We start from the raw sequence: 16,679 nt of genomic DNA on the forward strand, positions 1-16,679 counted from the left end.
CCGAGACAGCCGATGAGACGCGCCGAGGAGTCCCAGTTGAAGAGTTCCACCCATGATCAGATCGTCCTGCTTGCCCCGCTGACCGGGCCGATCGTCGCGCTGGCCGACGTGCCCGATCCGGTGTTCTCCGGCGGGATGTTCGGCGACGGCATCGGCATCGACCCGCTCGCGGGCAAGCTCATCGCGCCGTGCGCCGGCATCGTGTCGCATCTCGCGCGCACGGGCCACGCGGTGACGATTACGACGCCGGAAGGCGCGGAAGTGCTGCTGCACATCGGCATCGACACCGTCGAGCTGAACGGGCAGGGCTTCGCCGCGCATGTCGAGGCCGGCGCGCGCGTCGAAGCGGGCGACCTGCTGATCGAGTTCGACCAGGACGCGGTTGCACGCAGCGCGCATTCGCTGGTCTCCGTGATCGCCATCGCGAACTCCGACGCGTTCGACGTCATCGAGCGCGCGAGCGGTTTCGCGACGGCCGGCGAGACGCCGCTGCTGACGCTGCGCGGCAAGGGCGAGGCCGCCGCGCAGGCGGCGCAGGCCGGCGCGGCGGCGATGAACGAGGTGCGCCGCAAGGTCGTGCTGACGCAGCCCGGTGGCCTGCATGCGCGCCCGGCCGCGCGGGCGCGCGAAGCCGCGCGCGGGCTCGACGCACATGTCGAAGTGCATTTCGACGGTCGCAAGGCGCCGATCGCAAGCGTGGTCGGCCTGCTCGGCCTCGGCGCCGGCGAAGGCGCGACGATCGAGCTGGTCGGCCGCGGTGCGCACGCGCAGCAAGCCGTCGAAGCGGTCGAGCACGAGTTGCTGCGCGAAGCGCACGGCGAGGTCGAGGAAAGGCCGGCGCGGCTCAAGTCGCCCGCACCGCAGCCGATCGTGCGCAACACCGGCGCAACACTCGATCCGAACACGCTCGCGGGCGTGTGCGCGGCGCCCGGCATCGCGGTCGGCACGCTGGTGCGTCTCGACGATGCGGATATCGTGCCGCCCGAGCAGGCGACCGGCACGCCCGCGTCGGAAAGCCGCCGGCTCGACCAGGCGCTGATGGCGGTCGACGCCGAACTCGACGAAACGGTGCGCAGCGCATCGGCGCGCGGCGCGGTCGGCGAGGCGGGGATCTTCGCGGTGCATCGCGTGCTGCTCGAGGACCCGACGCTGGTCGACGCGGCGCGCGATCAGATCAGCCTCGGCAAGAGCGCGGGCTTCGCATGGCGCGCGACGATCCGCACGCAGATCGACACGCTGTCGAAGCTCGACGACGCACTGCTCGCCGAGCGTGCGGCGGACCTCCGCGACATCGAGAAGCGCGTGCTGCGCGCGCTCGGCCACACGAGCGGCGCGACGCGCACGCTGCCCGACGAGGCCGTGCTCGCGGCCGAGGAATTCACGCCGTCGGACCTGTCGTCGCTCGATCGCCAGCGCGTGACCGCGCTCGTGATGGCACGCGGCGGCGCGACGTCGCATGCGGCGATCATCGCGCGCCAGCTCGGCATTCCGGCGCTCGTCGCGGTCGGCGACGCGCTGTACGCGATTCCGGACGGCACGCAGGTCGTCGTCGATGCGAGCGCGGGCCGTCTCGAACACGCGCCGACCGCGCTCGACGTCGAACGCGCGCGCCACGAACGCCAGCGCCTGGACGGCGTGCGCGAAGCGAACCGGCAACTGGCCGGCGCCGCCGCCGCGACCGTCGACGGCCGCGCCATCGAGATCGCCGCGAACATCGCGACGCTCGACGACGCGAACACCGCGGTGGACAACGGCGCGGATGCGGTCGGCCTGTTGCGCACCGAACTGATGTTCATCCATCGCCAGGCCGCACCGAGCGTCGTCGAGCACCAGCAGAGCTACCAATCGATCGTCGACGCGCTGCAGGGCCGCACCGCGATCATCCGCACGCTCGACGTCGGCGCCGACAAGGAAGTCGACTACCTGACGCTGCCGCCCGAACCGAACCCGGCGCTCGGCCTGCGCGGCATTCGCCTCGCGCAGGTGCGCCCCGATCTGCTCGACGATCAGCTGCAGGGCCTGCTCGCGGTGAAGCCGTTCGGCGCGGTGCGCATCCTGCTGCCGATGGTGACGGATGCGGGCGAGCTCGTGCGGCTGCGCAAGCGTATCGACGAATTCGCGCGTGCGCAGGGCCGTACCGAGCCGATCGAAGTCGGCGTGATGATCGAGGTGCCGTCGGCGGCACTGCTCGCCGACCAGCTCGCGCAGCATGCGGATTTCCTGTCGATCGGCACCAACGACCTGACGCAGTACACGCTCGCGATGGACCGCTGCCAGGCCGATCTGGCCGCGCAGTCCGACGGCCTGCATCCGGCCGTGCTGCGCCTGATCGACATCGCGGTGCGGGGCGCGGCGAAGCACGGCAAGTGGGTCGGCGTGTGCGGCGCGCTCGGCGGCGATCCGCTCGCGGTACCGATCCTCGTCGGCCTCGGCGTGACCGAACTGTCGGTCGACCCGGTGTCGGTGCCGGGCATCAAGGCGCGCGTGCGCCGTCTCGATTACCAGTTGTGTCGCCAGCGTGCGCAGGATCTGCTCGCACTCGACTCGGCACAGGCGGTAAGGGCAGCAAGCCGCGAGGTCTGGCCGCTCGACTGAACGTCGACGGCGGGCGCGCGAGCGTTTCACGACGCAAGCAATTAGGTCAACGACGATTAATGACGAGACATGGATTGGAGGACTGAATGGACGGGAATCCGTTTCTGAAGATACAGGGCCTGGGCCGGGCGCTGATGCTGCCGATCGCGGTGTTGCCGGTCGCCGGCATCCTGCTGCGGCTCGGACAGCCGGACGTGTTCAACATCAAGATGATCGCCGACGCCGGCGGCGCGATCTTCGACAACCTGCCGCTGCTGTTCGCAATCGGCGTGGCGGTCGGTTTCGCGAAGGACAACAACGGCGTGGCGGCACTCGCGGGTGCGATCGGTTACCTGATCGAAACCGCGATCATGAAGGATATCGATCCCAAGCTGAACATGGGCGTGCTGTCCGGGATCATCGCGGGCGTGGTCGCGGGCTTGCTGTACAACCGCTACAAGGACATCAAGCTGCCCGACTACCTCGCGTTCTTCGGCGGGAAACGGTTCGTGCCGATCATCACGGGGCTGGTCTGCGTGGTACTCGGCATCGTGTTCGGGTATGTGTGGCAGCCGGTCCAGCATGCGATCGACGCGGCCGGCCAGTGGCTGACGACGGCGGGCGCGATCGGTGCGTTCGTGTTCGGCTTCCTGAACCGCCTGCTGCTCGTCACGGGCCTGCACCACATCATCAATTCGCTCGCGTGGTTCGTGTTCGGCAACTTCACGCCGCCGGCCGGCGGCGAGCTCGTGCACGGCGACCTGCACCGCTTCTTCGCGGGCGATCCGACCGCGGGCACCTTCATGGCCGGCTTCTTCCCGATCATGATGTTCGGCCTGCCGGCCGCGTGTCTCGCGATGCTGCACGAAGCACCGAAGGAGCGCCGCGCGATGGTCGGCGGCCTGCTGTTCTCGATGGCGCTCACGTCGTTCCTGACGGGTGTGACCGAGCCGATCGAATTCAGCTTCATGTTCCTCGCGCCGGTGCTGTACGTGATCCACGCGGTGCTCACGGGGCTGTCGCTCGCGATCTGCCAGATCCTCGGCGTGAAGCTCGGCTTCACGTTCTCGGCCGGCGCGATCGACTACGTGCTGAACTACGGGCTGTCGACGAAGGGCTGGATCGCGGTGCCGCTCGGTATCGCATACGGCGTCGCGTATTACGGGCTGTTCCGCTTCTTCATCCGCAAGTTCAACATGGCGACGCCGGGCCGCGAGCCGGCCTCGACCGACGCTGCGGCCGAGTCGTACGCATCGGGCGGCTTCGTCGCGCCGGCAGCTGGCGCGGCGGCGGCACCGCGTGCGCAGCGCTACATCGCCGCGCTCGGCGGCGCCGGCAACCTGACGGTCGTCGACGCATGCACGACGCGCCTGCGCCTGACCGTCGTCGATCCGGAGAAGGTGTCGGAGCCGGAACTGAAGTCGATCGGCGCGCGCGGCGTGCTCAAGCGCGGCGGCAACAGCGTGCAGGTGATCATCGGGCCTGAGGCCGACATCATCGCCGACGAGATGCGCTCGGCGATCAGCAGCGGCGCGACCATCGCGGCGGCGACGGCGACGGCCCCTGCAGCTCAGCCGGTCACGGGTGCGGCGGCCGGTCCGCTCGATCCCGATCCGCTGCGCTGGCTCGCGGTGTTCGGCGGTGCGACCAACGTCGCTTCGCTCGACGCGATCGCGACCACGCGCCTGCGCGTCGTCGTGCGTGACGCATCGGCGGTCGATCGCGATCGACTCGGCGCGCTCGATGTCGCATGGGTGTCGCCGGACACGTTCCACATCGTCTGCGGCAACGCGGCGGCACGCTACGCGGAACAGCTCGGCGCGCGCCTGACGTCGACGGGCGGCGGGGCGGCCCCGCAACCGGCCTGATCCGGCATGATGCGATGAGGCAGGCCCGGTCCGCGTGGCGGGTTCGGGCCGCCGGTCGGTAAAACGAGAACGGCTTGCGATACGTCGCAAGCCGTTTTTTCTTGGCGGGGCGTGTGCGCGATGCATTCGTCCGCACCGCGCACCGTTTGCGTGGATCAGCAACCGCTCAGTTGCTCAACCGCTTCACCGTTCACGGATTCGTCAGCGTGAAGGTCGGCTTCCGGTAGCCGATGCCGGCCCGGTCGAGCTTCGGCAATTCGCGCTGCGTGAGCAGCGTCGCGAAGCCGGCCCAGTCGCGCTGCAGCGCGGCCAGGTCGACGTGATGCGTGTCGCCGCGCTTGAAGCGCACGCCGGCCGCATACGGCAGCTCCCAGTCGGCCCGGTGCCACGCGCGCTCGGCGAGCGCGAGCAGCCGCGGATAGGCCATGTATTCGAGGAAGGTGTCGTTGCGCATCACCTCGCCCCACGCCTGCCCCTGCATGCCTTCGATGCGCGGCGCGGGGCCCGAGCCCGTCACCTCGAACGCGTTGCCGTCACGATCGCCCATCACTTCGGCGTTCTGCGGCAGGTTCTCGGGCGCGAACGAGAACACCTTGTACTCGTCCGTCGCGTGCGAGCCCCAGTAGTAGCCGCGCTCGCGCGGGTTGAGCGTGTACGGGAAGTCGAAGTACAGGTAGTCGGGCAGCGCGAGCACCGTCAGGTAGCCCTTGCCGCTCAGATCGCGCGCGCTGTCCGATGCGCCCCAGAAGATCGTGTCCCACAGCGACACCATCACATGTCGCGTGCTGAAGTCCCGAGGCCCGTTCGCATGCTTGATGCCGTCCTGCCACGCGGCCATCGTGTCGATTCCGTTCGCGTCGACCGCCGCGCTCACCTGTTTCGCGAAACGCGTCGGCAACTCGTCGATCGACTTGATCTCGCCGCGCTGGAGCAGCGCCGTGCACGCGGGCGAACGCGCCCACGGTTTGTCCTGCGCGGCGACATCGATGCGCCCCTTGTTCGGGTCGGTGCCGTTCAGCGGCTGGAAGCCCGCGCCGAGGAAAATGTTCTTCGCCTCGTCGCCGCCGTAGTGCCAGGTGTGCAGCGGCGCCTGCGCGTCCGCATGCATCGCCGCGATCTCGCGGATCACCTTCGATGCGAAATTGAGCGCGCCCGGCACGCACGGGTTCAGGTCGCTGCGCCGGTCGTAGAACTGCACCGTCGTCAGGTTCGTCGTGTCCTGCGGATCGAGCAGCCGGTACGCGTTCGCTTCCTGCTCGCGGCCGGCCGCATGCAGCCGGCGGTAGCGCGCCTCCATCGTCACGACGGCCGCACGCGCATGCGCGGGCATGTCGATCTCGGGGATGATCGTGACGAAGCGGGCAGCTGCGTAGCGCACGAGCGCCACGTAGTCGTCGCGCGTCAGGTAGCCGCCGCCCGAGCGGTTGTCGGGGCCCGAGCCGAGTTGCGGCAGCAGGCAGCGTGTCTCGCTCGGGTCGTGACAGCGGCGTGAGCCGATTTCGGTCAGCTCCGGCAGGCCGGGAATCTCGATACGCCAGCCCTCGTCGTCGGACAGATGCAGGTGCAGGCGGTTGAGCTTGTACGCGCTCATCTGGTCGATCAGGCGGCGCAGCGTCGCCGGGTGCTTGAAGTTGCGCGCGAGGTCGACGTGCATCCCGCGATGCGTGAAGCGCGGCGCATCCTCGACGAGCATTGCCGGGATCGGGCCGCCGCCGGCGGGCGCGAGCGAGTAGAGCGTCTGCACGCCGTAGTAGAGGCCCGCGCGATCGTAGCCTTCGATCAGCACGCCGCGCGGCCCGATCGCGAGCCGGTACCCGCCCGGCACCGCAATGTCGGCCGGCAGCCGGCGCGGTGCGACGGCACCGCGGACCGGCACGCGCGCGCCGTCGAGCCCGAGTGTCGTCGCACGTTCGCGCAGCGCCGCGATCTGCACGTCCGGCAACTGCGGCAGCGCGAGCTCGATGCCGCGCAGGTCGAGCGTGCCGGGCAGCCGCTGTTCGCGCTTCACGCTCGGCAGCGCGCGGCTCGCGTCGGGGCGTGCCGCCACGGGCGGCGCGTTGCTGGTCGAATTGTTTTGCGCGTCGGCCGGCAGCGATTCGACATAGCGGAGCTCGTCGTCGGTGTCGTTGTAGCGGAGCACGGCGGGCGGTGCGCCGTCGACGACGACGTACGGGCGCGGAATCACGTCGCTGTAGCGCAGCAGCCAGTATTCGGCGACGAACGGCAGTTCGATGCGTTCGCCGGGCGCAAGCCGTACCGAGCCCGGCTGCGGCGTCAGCTCGTACAGGTCGCCGGTGAGCCGCCGCAGCGCGAAGCCCGGACGATCGATTCGCAGCAGGCGTCGGATGCTGTGCAGGTACAGCTTCCAGCCGCCGTCGGCGATCGTCTGGTGGCCGCGGTTCTGCAGGATCAGGCGGCCGGTCGCGCAGGCCGCGCCGTCCGCGCCGAGATCGGCGCACGGCACGCCGGCCGCGGCCGCGTGGTTGTTGTCGACGGCGACGCGCAGCGCGAGGTCGTTCGACAGAAGCGTCGCGAGACTGGCCGCTTGCGCGGCCGGTTGTGCGATGCCGGCAGTCGCGACGGCGGCGGTCGGTGTCGGCTGCACGCCGATCGCGACAGGCGGCAGCGCTGCGATGAACACGGCGGCAACGAAGGATGGCAAGGTGTGCTTCATTCGAACTCCTGAGAAAAAGGTAGGCGTAGCGGCGTCGTGGGGGCGACGTCGCTGCGATCGGGGTCTTTCAATGGAGCTGCGGGAGATACCCGCGCACGGGGCGATGCGGCTGCACCGCGCGCATTCGGCACGCAGGGGCGTGCGTTACGGAACGGGAGGCGGGCACGCGTGCCGATCGGATCGGCGGGGCGGCGTATGCGTGCTCATCGGCGGCGCACGGTAAACGCCGCGGCAACGATGCGGCCGCAGCAGGCCGCGTTCGACCGGCCGCGCATGATCGCAACGGCGGACGCTGCCGCATACGCATGGCAACTCGGCGCGCAGGCGCGCGCCAGACACGGGATTCGCATGTCTCCCCCACCCGATGGATTCGGCCTGTCGGCGGCCGTGTTCAAAGATCTTATGAAACCTTTGATTGGTATTCAAGTGGTATCAATCTGGCGCTAAATTGGCATCGAGGAATCGCGGGTGCGCCGATGGTACGGACGAAAAAAAACCTCGCGTGACGCGAGGTTCGTTCCGGACGGGAGGGGCGGTGCGCCTCCCGCGCGCGATCAGTCGCGACGTGCGCGCACCGGCGCTTCCTGCGGCTTCTGCCGCACTTCGAGCCACATCGCGTTGACGATGCCGAACGACAGCGCGACGCCGATACCGAGAATCCAGCTGAAATACCACATGATCCGACTCCTTGCGAAACGGTGGGCGAGGGCGCGCAGGCGCCCCGGCCGGGTTCAATACATCGAGTGCTTGTTCTCTTCGAGCGACTGATGCGTGACCTTGCCGCGCATCACGCGGTACACCCAGCTCGTGTAGAGCAGGATGATCGGCAGGAACACGATCACCGCGAACAGCATCACCTGCAGCGTCCTGTGGCTCGACGTCGAATCCCACACGGTCAGGCTGCTGCGCGGGTCGAGCGACGACGGCATGATGAACGGGAACATCGAGAAGCCTGCGGTCAGGATCACGCCGGCGATCATCAGGCCGGTGCAGAAGAACGCCGTCTTTTCCTGCTTCGAGCCGGCGAGCAGCAGCGCGAGCAGGCCGCCCGCGATCCCGACCACGGGTGCCGCGATCATCCACGGATACTCGCCGTAATTCGCGAGCCACAGGCCCGAGCCGGCGGCGACGTCCTTGAGCAGCGGGTTCGCGACCGTGTCGGTCGGTGCGGCGTGCGTGATGTGGAAGCCGCCGATGGTCGACGCGATCAGCACGCCGGCCAGCACGAACAGCACGACCGCGAGGAGCGCCGACACGCGCAGCGCGACCGACGCGCGGCGTGCGATCACGCCGTCGGTCTTCATCTTGATGAACGCGGCGCCGTGCGCGACCAGCATCGTGAGGCTGACGAGCCCGCAGAGCAGCGCGAACGGGTTCAGCAACGCCCAGAAGCCGCCGTAGTAGGTTACGCGCAGGTCGCTGTCGAACTTGAACGGCACGCCCTGCAGGAGGTTGCCGAACGCGACGCCGAACACCAGCGCCGGCACGAAGCCGCCGACGAACAGGCCCCAGTCCCAGCCCGCGCGCCAGCGCGGGTCGGGCCGCTTGCTGCGATAGTCGAAGCCGACCGGCCGGAAGAACAGCGCGAACAGCACGAGCAGCATTGCGAAGTAGAAGCCGGAGAACGACGCGGCATAGACGAGCGGCCAGGCGGCGAACATCGCGCCGCCGGCCGTGATCAGCCACACCTGGTTGCCTTCCCACGTCGCGCCGACCGTGTTGACGATGATGCGGCGCTCCTCGTCGGTCTTGCCGAGGAACGGCAGCAGCGCGGTCGCGCCCATGTCGAAGCCGTCGGTGACGGCGAAGCCGATCAGCAGCACGCCGACGAGCAGCCACCAGATCAGCTTGAGAGTTGCATAGTCCATAGCGATTCCTTGTTCCGTTTCAGGTGCGTGCTCAGGCCGGAGCGCGCTCGCTGGCCGCGGCGAGTTCGTGGTGATAGCGGCCGGTATGCAGCGACGACGGGCCGAGGCGTGCGTACTTGAACATCAGTTTGATCTCGATGATGAACAGCGCCGTGTAGAACGCGATGAAACCGGCGAGGCTCAGGTACAGGTCCGAGGGCGTGAGGCTCGACGCGGACAGATGCGTCGGCAGGATGCCCGCGATCGTCCAGGGCTGGCGGCCGAGCTCGGCGACGACCCAGCCGAATTCCGCGGCGAGCCACGGCAGCGGAATCGCCCACACCGCATAGCGCAGGAACCAGCGGCGGTTGTCCTGCAGCAGCTGGCGGCGCGCGCAGAACCAGAACGCGGCGACGAAGGTCGCGAGGAACAGGAAACCGAGGAACACCATGATCCGGAACGAGAAGAACACGGGCGCGACCGGCGGGATCGTCTTCTTCGCGGCGGCTTTGATCTGCTCGGGCGTCGCATCGACCACGTTCGGCGTGAACTGCTTGAGCATCAGCCCGTAGCCGAGATACTGCTTGTGCTGGTCGAACAGTTCGCGCGTGGCCGCGCTCGTGTCGCCTTCCTTCATCTTCTGCAGCGCGCCGTACGCGACCATCCCGCTCTGGATGTGCTCCTCGCTGTGCTTCGCGAGTTCCCGCAGGCCGACCACGGGTTCATCGACCGAGCGCGTCGCAATCAGGCCGAGCGCGTACGGAATCTTGATTGCATAGTCAGTACGCTGTTCTTCCTGGTTCGGAAGGCCGATCAGCGTGAACGATGCGGGTGCCGGCTGCGTTTCCCATTCGGACTCGATCGCGGCGAGCTTCATCTTCTGCACTTCGCCGGTCGTGTAGCCCGACTCGTCGCCGAGCACGATCACGCAAAGCGTCGACGCGAGGCCGAAGCCGGCCGCGACCGCGAACGAGCGCAGCGCGAAATCGGTGTCGCGCTTTTTCAGCAGGTACCACGACGAGATGCCGAGCACGAACATCGCAGCCGTCACGTAGCCGGCCGACACCGTGTGCACGAATTTCACCTGCGCGACCGGGTTGAACAGCACGTCGAACAGGTTCGTCAGCTCCATGCGCATCGTCTGATAGTTGAACTCGGCGCCGACCGGGTTGTTCATCCAGCCGTTCGCGACGAGGATCCACAGCGCGGACAGGTTCGAGCCGAGCGCGACGAGGAACGTGACCATCAGGTGCTTGACCTTCGACAGGCGGTTCCAGCCGAAGAAGAACAGGCCGACGAACGTCGATTCGAGGAAGAACGCCATCAGCCCTTCGACCGCGAGCGGCACGCCGAAGATGTCGCCGACGTAGTGCGAGTAGTACGACCAGTTCGTGCCGAACTGGAATTCGAGCGTGATGCCGGTCGTCACGCCCATCGCGAAGTTGATCCCGAACAACTTGCCCCAGAACTGGGTCATGTCCTTGTAGACCTGTTTGCCGGTCATCACGTAGACGGCTTCCATGATGACGAGCAGCCAGGACAGGCCGAGCGTCAGCGGCACGAACAGGAAGTGGTAGAGCGCCGTGATGCCGAACTGCAGACGTGACAGATCGACGACTTCACTGCTTATCATGGTGGTCTCCCTCGGTAGATGCGGGCGCCGGTACCGAGAGCAACTTCTCGGCGACGGCGGCAGGCGGAAGCGACATGTGCTCAGCCTGCGGATGATTGAAGAATGCGTATTTGAGCGACATCAAAAGGATCAGCTTGACGATCAACACCAGGGTGATGTCGCGGGCGAGGGTTGGCCCGCGAGCCCACGCGGCGATGCGCGCGCGCCAGCCGAGCGTGCCGGTGGCCTGCGGGGGAGGCGGCGCAGGCTCTTTATTGATCGAGATCAAGGTGATTATCCTGAATCGATTTACGTGGGTTTTGGGGCGACTCTACGTCGGATTTATGACGGCGGTTAAGCTGTTTTAATCCTTTTAAGCCGACATGCCAATTTTAAAATGCCGGCTTTCCGATGCCGAGTGCTGCGCTGCGGCAGACCGTCGCGAAGCGCATGTCAAAACTTGAGGTAGATCAAGGTTATGCGGAAGGGGCCGGAATTTGCCCGATACCCGATCAATACGGTCGATTAACGCGGCGCGATCGAGGCGAAATAACAGACGAAAAAAAACCGCTGCCGGGCGGGCAGCGGTTTTGGGTGAAGCGCTCTAAATCGGGAGTCAGGCGTATTCGGCGAGTGCCGTGCGCATCTTTTTCATGGCGCTCGCTTCGATCTGGCGGATGCGTTCCGCCGACACACCGAACTCGGCCGCGAGATCGTGCAGCGTCGATCCGCCCGAGCCGTCGTCGTCGACGTTCAGCCAGCGCGCCTCGATGATCCGGCGGCTGCGCGCGTCGAGCGCCTCGAGCGCCTGCGCGATGCCGTCCGTCTGCAGCATGTCGCGCTGACGCGCGGCGAGCACGGCGGTCGGCTCGTTGTGCGAATCGGCCAGGTAGGCGATCGGTGCGTACGACTCCTCGCCGTCTTCCACTTGGCCCTCGAGCGCGATGTCGCCGCCCGACAGACGCGTTTCCATCTCGGTCACGTCTTCGCGCTTGACGTTGAGCTCCTGCGCGAGCCCGTCGATTTCCTCGGGCGTCATCGCCTGCATGCTCTTCTTGTGGCTGCGCAGGTTGAAGAACAGCTTGCGCTGCGCCTTCGTCGTCGCGACCTTCACCATCCGCCAGTTGCGCAGGATGTACTCGTGGATCTCGGCCTTGATCCAGTGGATCGCATACGACACCAGGCGCACGTTTTGCGCCGGGTCGAAACGTTTCACAGCCTTCATCAGGCCGATATTGCCTTCCTGGATCAGGTCGCCGTGCGGCAGGCCGTAGCCGAGGTAGTTGCGCGCGATCGACACGACAAGCCGCAGGTGCGACAGCACGAGGCGGCGTGCCGAGTCGAGGTTGTTGTCTTCGCGGAATTCGGTCGCGTACTGGCGTTCCTCTTCGGCGGTCAGGAGCGGGATCCGGTTGACGGCCTGGATGTACGCGTCGATGTTGCCAAGCTGGCCCGGCAACATCGATTGAGTTGCGAGCGCCAGCGAGCCTGCCGATTCGGCCTTGGCCGGCGTCGGGCTCAGGGTGTTCGGAAGGGTCAGGGCGTAGCTCACTAAAAAACTCCTTTGGAATCAGGGACAAACCCCTGGTCTCGGATGAGATTCCGAGGCTCATCTTAGCACTCCCGTAATCTGAGTGCTAATTCCTTAGAGGGGGCGGGGGCATGCAAGTTCCCGATTCTCTATCGAACTTGTCGAATCGATAGTCTAATTTGCGACAAGGCTGATCGGAAGAAGTTCCGTAAGTTGTTGTTTCTGATAGCAATCAGTAGACGGTTTCGATTTTTGTAGTTTTGGAAGCAAACAATTTCGCTTCGTGATGCCGATCCGAAAAGTCCTTTACCATACCATTCAGTTCGCTCGGGCCCGGCCGCTGCGGCAAGGCTCCATTCAATCCACAAAGTTGGAGTGTCTGATGAACAATAAGAAGAATTGCCGGCCCCGTAGCCGGCTTGCGCTGCATGCGCTGCTGGCGGCGTCGCTGCTGGGCGGATCGGGTGCGGCGTTCGCGGATCGATGGGGAATCCAGGCGGGCGGCGGGTTTTCCGATCGCCACGGGATCGACAAGGCCGATCTCGGCGTCGTGTGGGATCCGGGCTGGAACTGGTGGGAAATCGGCGGCTGGCACTTCGCGTTCGTGATGGAAGGCCACGCCGGCTACTGGCACACGGGCGGCAATGTTCATGGCAGCATCGGTGAATTCGGCGCGACGCCGATGTTCCGCTTCATCAAGAGCGCGGGCCAGGTGCGCCCGTTCATCGAGGCCGGCGCCGGCATCCGCTTCCTGACTTCCCCGACGATCTCCAACAAACTGTCGCTGGCGACGTCGTTCCAGTTCGTGGACGTCGCCGGTGTCGGCGCGCAGTTCGGAGAACGGCAACAGTACCAGCTCGGCTACCGTTTTCAACATGTGTCTAACGCGGGTATCAAAGAGCCGAATCCTGGTATAAATTTCCACCAGTTCTACGTGCAGTACAACTTCTGATCCGCACGCCCGCGCACGGCGGGCGCGTTGCCGAGGAGTCAGGCGATGGCGAAGGTGGTCGATGCGATTCGCGCGCTCGAGCGCGATCGGTTCCGGGCGATGGTCGACGGGGACGGCGAGGCGCTCGATGCGCAATTGTCGGACAAGGTGTTCTTCGTGCACACCAACGGCAAACGCGAAACCAAGCAGCAGTTCATCGACGCCATCGTCGCCGGCCGCCGCCGCTATCGCCAGATCGAAATCCAGTCGCAGGATCTGCTTCCCGTCGGTGACGCAACCTGCGTCGTCACCGGGCGCGCTCTGATCGAGATGGAAACGAACAACGGCGGATTGGTGTTTCCGATCGCCTATACCGCCGTCCATACCCATGAGCAGGGGCAGTGGCGCCTGCTGGCGTGGCAGGCGACGCGGTGCGCGACCGAGACATGAGCGCGCGTGGCGCTCCTTTTTCGTGTCCCGACCGAAGCGGCCTTCTGGGCCGCTTTTTATTGCCCGTGCGGCGCGGATTGCGCGCAGCACGGGCGGTCACGCACCGCTCGCTTGACGTTTGAACCCTGAAGCGAAAACCCGCCGGTCAGGCCGCCGCACGGCGGTCGGCGCACTGCCAGGCCGAGCGGTTGATCGCGCTGACGACCGCATCGAGCGCGGCGCTCGTCGCATCGGCATGCACTCCGACGCCGTGCCGCAGCGGCGCATCGCCGACCCGGCAGCCGACCGATACCGCGATTCGTCCGTCCGTCGTGCGCGCGTGTTCGCACGAGGCGACGTCGACCGTCGCGCCGGCCGCCGTCGCGAAGGCCGCGGCCATTCGTTGCACGACCTCTTCGGGCGTCGCGTCGGCCGGCGGTGCGCCCGCGATGTCGCGGTTCTGCCAGCGTGCGGCGTCGCCGTGGCGCGCGGCCGGGCCGGCGGTCTCGAAGAATTCGCGGGCGAACAGCGCGCAGATCGCGTCGCCGGTCACTTCCTCGCCGGAGACATCGGCGAGTGTCTGCACCGCGTGGCTGAATTCGATCTGCACGCGCCGCGTCGGCGTGAAGCCCATCCCGCGTTCGAGCAGGAACGTCGCGCCGCCCTTGCCGGACTGGCTGTTCACGCGAATGACCGCGTCATAGCTGCGGCCCAGATCGGCCGGGTCGATCGGCAGGTAAGGCACCTCCCACACCGCGTCGGGGCGCTGCTGCGCGAAGCCCTTGCGGATCGCATCCTGGTGCGAGCCCGAGAACGCGGTGAATACGAGGTCGCCTGCGTACGGATGGCGCGGATGCACCGGAATCTGGTTGCAGCGCTCGACCACGCGGCGCACCGCGTCGATGTCGGAGAAATCGAGGCCCGGATCGATGCCCTGCGTATAGAGGTTCAGCGCGAGCGTGACGAGATCGACGTTGCCGGTGCGCTCCCCATTGCCGAACAGGCAGCCCTCGATGCGGTCGGCGCCCGCGAGCAGCGCGAGTTCCGCGGCCGCGACCGCGGTGCCGCGATCGTTGTGCGGATGCACGGACAGCACGATGCTGTCGCGATACGCGAGGTTGCGGTCCATCCACTCGATCTGGTCGGCGAACACGTTCGGGCTCGCGGCTTCGACGGTCGCCGGCAGGTTGACGATCATCTTGTGATCGCGGGTCGGCCGCCACGCCTGCGCGACCGCGTCGCACACCTCGCGCGCGAACGTCAGCTCGGTCATGCTGAAGGTTTCCGGTGAGTACTGGTAGGTCCAGTGCGTGTCCGGGCGGGCCGCCGCGTGTTCCTTGATGAGTCGCGTGCCCTCGACCGCGAGCGCCTTCACGTCGTCCTTCGACATCCCGAACACGATGCGCCGGAACGACGGGCAGATCGCGTTGTACAGGTGCACGATCGCGCGCGGCACGCCTTCGAGCGCGTCGAAGGTGCGCGCGATCAGGTCTTCACGCGACTGCACGAGCACTTCGATCGTCACGTCGTCGGGAATGCGCTTGTCGTCGATCAGCTTGCGGACGAAATCGAAATCGGTTTGCGACGCCGACGGAAAACCGACTTCGATCTCCTTGAAACCGATCGCGACCAGCATGTCGAAGAATTCCAGCTTCTGTTCGATGTTCATCGGCTCGATCAGCGACTGGTTGCCGTCGCGCAGGTCGGTGCTCATCCAGACCGGCGCACGCTCGATGGTGCGGGTCGGCCAGCGGCGGCCATTGATGCGGACGGGTTCGAACGGACGGTACTTGTCTTGCGGGTTGCGCTTCATCTTCTGGACCTCGGGTCTCAAGTCGCGAGCGAAGACGGGCGGCATGGGCGACGGGTGGCGCTGCCTCGCACCGTGGCGCCGGAAACGCGCTGCGGATGCGGATGATCTTCGCGAATCGGCCGACGGATAGACGGACGAATGCTGACGACTTCGGGTTGTAAAAACTGCGAGAAGGGTGCTGCGAGGAACTGCAGGGAGGGACCGTGCGGACAGCACACGGCGCTACGACAGCCTTAGGCTAGTCGTAGCGATAGCGACCGCGCTAGGCGGCCGGAGGTAATTCGGAGGGTGTTCGGAAAGGAACGCATGGCGACAACTCTATGTCAGGATGCATGCGCGTGTCAAATGGTCGGTTGAAAGGCCGGCGCGACGGCGTGCCGGCCCGGGACGCCGGTCACGGTGCGAGCCGGGCTGTCCGCTCGATTCGTACGATCCGCACGATCGTCTCGACCTGCCGCGCAAGCGTGTCGGGTACCGGAATTTCGCCGCGCAGCACGGCGTCCGTCCACGCGGCCGTGGTGGCCGCGTCGCGCGATTCGGGCAGCGCCACAGGCGGCGCGTCGCTCGACGAGCGCTCTGGCTCGATCAGCGTGTCGCACACGCCGTCGTGCAGCCAGTCGACCTGCACCTGGCGTCGCGTGTCGGCCACCGCTTCGCCTTCGGTGCCGCGCGCGAGCAGCGCGCCGCCCAGTGCGGCGTCCGGATGATCGCGGAACAGTTGCGCGAGGCTGTCGCGGTACGGCGGATGCGTGTAGTTGACGAGCCGCAGCCCGGCCGGCGCGAACGGCTGCAGGATCTTCACGAGCGTGTGCGTCGAGTTGCGCACGCCGAGCACGCCGCGCAGCGACAGCAGACGCGCGATGCGCGGCGCCAGCGCGTCAATGGGCGCGAACGCGACGCGGCGCTCCGCGAGCGTGTCCTCGATCGCGTCGTGCGATGTCGACGGCGGGATCGACAGCGCAGAGAAGATCTCCGCGCTCGTCACGCGGCCCGGATCGCGCTCGACACCGTGTACGAGCACCGGTACGCCTTCGCGCGCGAGCAGCAGCGCGAGCAGCGGCACCAGGTTCGGCTGCTTGCGCGCGCCGTTGTAGCTCGGGATCGACACCGGGCGGAACGCGGCGTCCTGCACGTGCACGGGTTCGAACGACGCCTGCGCGGCGGCGAGCATCGCGGCCAGTTCGTCGGCGCTTTCGCCCTTCAGGCGATAGGCGATCAGGATCGCGCCGAGTTCGACGTCCGACACGCGCGCATCGAGCATCGCGCGATAAAGCTCGAACGTGTCTTCGGCGGACAGCGCGCGTGCGCCGTGCGGGCCGCGGCCGATTTCCTTGATGAAGCGGGCGCAAGGAAACGGCGAGGCTGCTGGGTCGAGGGGAGCGGTCATCGGGGCGTGGGGC

Annotated in this window: 13 protein-coding genes; 5 read left to right on the forward strand and 8 right to left on the reverse strand. The window is 67.0% G+C overall.

What is annotated here, in order from left to right:
- Positions 1-12 precede the first annotated feature (12 nt).
- Both ptsP and nagE read left to right on the forward strand, forming a co-directional pair.
- On the forward strand, positions 13-2,595 hold the full coding sequence (ptsP, locus tag LGM71_RS28860) for a phosphoenolpyruvate--protein phosphotransferase (protein ID WP_226117729.1): 2,583 nt from the start codon (positions 13-15) through the stop codon (positions 2,593-2,595).
- An 86-nt stretch (positions 2,596-2,681) separates the two neighbouring features.
- On the forward strand, positions 2,682-4,442 hold the full coding sequence (nagE, locus tag LGM71_RS28865; RefSeq protein ID WP_124902029.1) for an N-acetylglucosamine-specific PTS transporter subunit IIBC: 1,761 nt from the start codon (positions 2,682-2,684) through the stop codon (positions 4,440-4,442).
- A gap of 190 nt (positions 4,443-4,632) precedes the next feature.
- Here nagE and LGM71_RS28870 read toward each other — a convergent pair whose 3' ends face one another.
- Positions 4,633-7,116 carry a family 20 glycosylhydrolase gene (locus tag LGM71_RS28870; RefSeq protein WP_226117732.1) on the reverse strand — a complete coding sequence of 828 codons (2,484 nt, stop codon included), beginning with the start codon at positions 7,114-7,116 and terminating at the stop codon, positions 4,633-4,635.
- Positions 7,117-7,353: 237 nt separating this feature from the next.
- On the opposite strand from LGM71_RS28870, the gene LGM71_RS28875 reads away from it, so the two are divergent.
- A complete protein-coding gene (locus tag LGM71_RS28875; RefSeq protein WP_226117736.1) occupies positions 7,354-7,563 on the forward strand; it encodes a hypothetical protein in 210 nt (69 codons plus the stop codon).
- A 107-nt stretch (positions 7,564-7,670) separates the two neighbouring features.
- On the opposite strand, the gene cydX is transcribed toward LGM71_RS28875, so the two are convergent.
- The 5 genes from cydX to rpoH all read right to left on the reverse strand — a co-directional run bounded on the left by cydX (position 7,671) and on the right by rpoH (position 12,127).
- Positions 7,671-7,793, reverse strand: a complete 123-nt coding sequence (cydX, locus tag LGM71_RS28880; protein ID WP_059598852.1) for a cytochrome bd-I oxidase subunit CydX — start codon at positions 7,791-7,793, stop codon at positions 7,671-7,673.
- Between the two features lie 54 nt (positions 7,794-7,847).
- Positions 7,848-8,984: a cytochrome d ubiquinol oxidase subunit II gene (cydB, locus tag LGM71_RS28885; protein WP_059598851.1), complete on the reverse strand. Its 1,137-nt coding sequence runs from the start codon at positions 8,982-8,984 to the stop codon at positions 7,848-7,850.
- A gap of 31 nt (positions 8,985-9,015) precedes the next feature.
- Positions 9,016-10,596 (reverse strand): cytochrome ubiquinol oxidase subunit I, encoded by a 1,581-nt coding sequence (locus tag LGM71_RS28890; RefSeq protein WP_124626318.1) that lies wholly within the window; start codon positions 10,594-10,596, stop codon positions 9,016-9,018.
- The gene (gene cydP, locus LGM71_RS28895; RefSeq protein WP_124626316.1) at positions 10,583-10,864 is read right to left on the reverse strand and encodes a cytochrome oxidase putative small subunit CydP; all 282 of its coding nucleotides are present in this window, start codon (positions 10,862-10,864) and stop codon (positions 10,583-10,585) included. Before cydP ends, LGM71_RS28890 begins: the two co-directional genes overlap by 14 nt.
- A 327-nt stretch (positions 10,865-11,191) precedes the next feature.
- Entirely contained in the window at positions 11,192-12,127 is a 936-nt protein-coding gene (gene rpoH / locus LGM71_RS28900) for an RNA polymerase sigma factor RpoH (protein WP_059541288.1), read from the reverse strand.
- 361 nt (positions 12,128-12,488) lie between these two features.
- Here rpoH and LGM71_RS28905 point away from each other — a divergent pair, with 361 nt between their 5' ends.
- Together LGM71_RS28905 and LGM71_RS28910 are read left to right on the forward strand one after the other, a co-directional pair.
- The gene (locus LGM71_RS28905) at positions 12,489-13,058 is read left to right on the forward strand and encodes an acyloxyacyl hydrolase (RefSeq protein WP_124626314.1); all 570 of its coding nucleotides are present in this window, start codon (positions 12,489-12,491) and stop codon (positions 13,056-13,058) included.
- Between the two features lie 45 nt (positions 13,059-13,103).
- Complete coding sequence (locus tag LGM71_RS28910) at positions 13,104-13,487, forward strand: nuclear transport factor 2 family protein (RefSeq protein ID WP_059464474.1); 384 nt, start codon at positions 13,104-13,106, stop codon at positions 13,485-13,487.
- Between the two features lie 145 nt (positions 13,488-13,632).
- Here the strand turns inward: LGM71_RS28910 and leuA are convergent, their stop codons facing one another.
- Together leuA and ybiB are read right to left on the reverse strand one after the other, a co-directional pair.
- Entirely contained in the window at positions 13,633-15,279 is a 1,647-nt protein-coding gene (leuA, locus tag LGM71_RS28915) for a 2-isopropylmalate synthase (RefSeq protein ID WP_226117738.1), read from the reverse strand.
- Positions 15,280-15,673: 394 nt separating this feature from the next.
- On the reverse strand, positions 15,674-16,666 hold the full coding sequence (gene ybiB, locus LGM71_RS28920) for a DNA-binding protein YbiB (RefSeq protein ID WP_124902032.1): 993 nt from the start codon (positions 16,664-16,666) through the stop codon (positions 15,674-15,676).
- Positions 16,667-16,679 lie beyond the last annotated feature (13 nt).

This window comes from Burkholderia sp. AU33545, assembly GCF_020419685.1.
In the GTDB taxonomy this organism is placed as follows: Bacteria; Pseudomonadota; Gammaproteobacteria; order Burkholderiales; family Burkholderiaceae; genus Burkholderia; species Burkholderia diffusa.

Bases quoted from the DNA above. Each gene is read 5' to 3' on its own strand.
- ptsP (WP_226117729.1), top strand. From the start codon at position 13: ATGAGACGCGCCGAGGAGTCCCAGTTGAAGAGTTCCACCCATGATCAG.
- nagE (WP_124902029.1), top strand. From the start codon at position 2,682: ATGGACGGGAATCCGTTTCTGAAGATACAGGGCCTGGGCCGGGCGCTG.
- LGM71_RS28870 (WP_226117732.1), bottom strand. From the start codon at position 7,116: ATGAAGCACACCTTGCCATCCTTCGTTGCCGCCGTGTTCATCGCAGCG.
- LGM71_RS28875 (WP_226117736.1), top strand. From the start codon at position 7,354: ATGCGGCCGCAGCAGGCCGCGTTCGACCGGCCGCGCATGATCGCAACG.
- cydX (WP_059598852.1), bottom strand. From the start codon at position 7,793: ATGTGGTATTTCAGCTGGATTCTCGGTATCGGCGTCGCGCTGTCGTTC.
- cydB (WP_059598851.1), bottom strand. From the start codon at position 8,984: ATGGACTATGCAACTCTCAAGCTGATCTGGTGGCTGCTCGTCGGCGTG.
- LGM71_RS28890 (WP_124626318.1), bottom strand. From the start codon at position 10,596: ATGATAAGCAGTGAAGTCGTCGATCTGTCACGTCTGCAGTTCGGCATC.
- LGM71_RS28905 (WP_124626314.1), top strand. From the start codon at position 12,489: ATGAACAATAAGAAGAATTGCCGGCCCCGTAGCCGGCTTGCGCTGCAT.
- LGM71_RS28910 (WP_059464474.1), top strand. From the start codon at position 13,104: ATGGCGAAGGTGGTCGATGCGATTCGCGCGCTCGAGCGCGATCGGTTC.
- leuA (WP_226117738.1), bottom strand. From the start codon at position 15,279: ATGAAGCGCAACCCGCAAGACAAGTACCGTCCGTTCGAACCCGTCCGC.
- ybiB (WP_124902032.1), bottom strand. From the start codon at position 16,666: ATGACCGCTCCCCTCGACCCAGCAGCCTCGCCGTTTCCTTGCGCCCGC.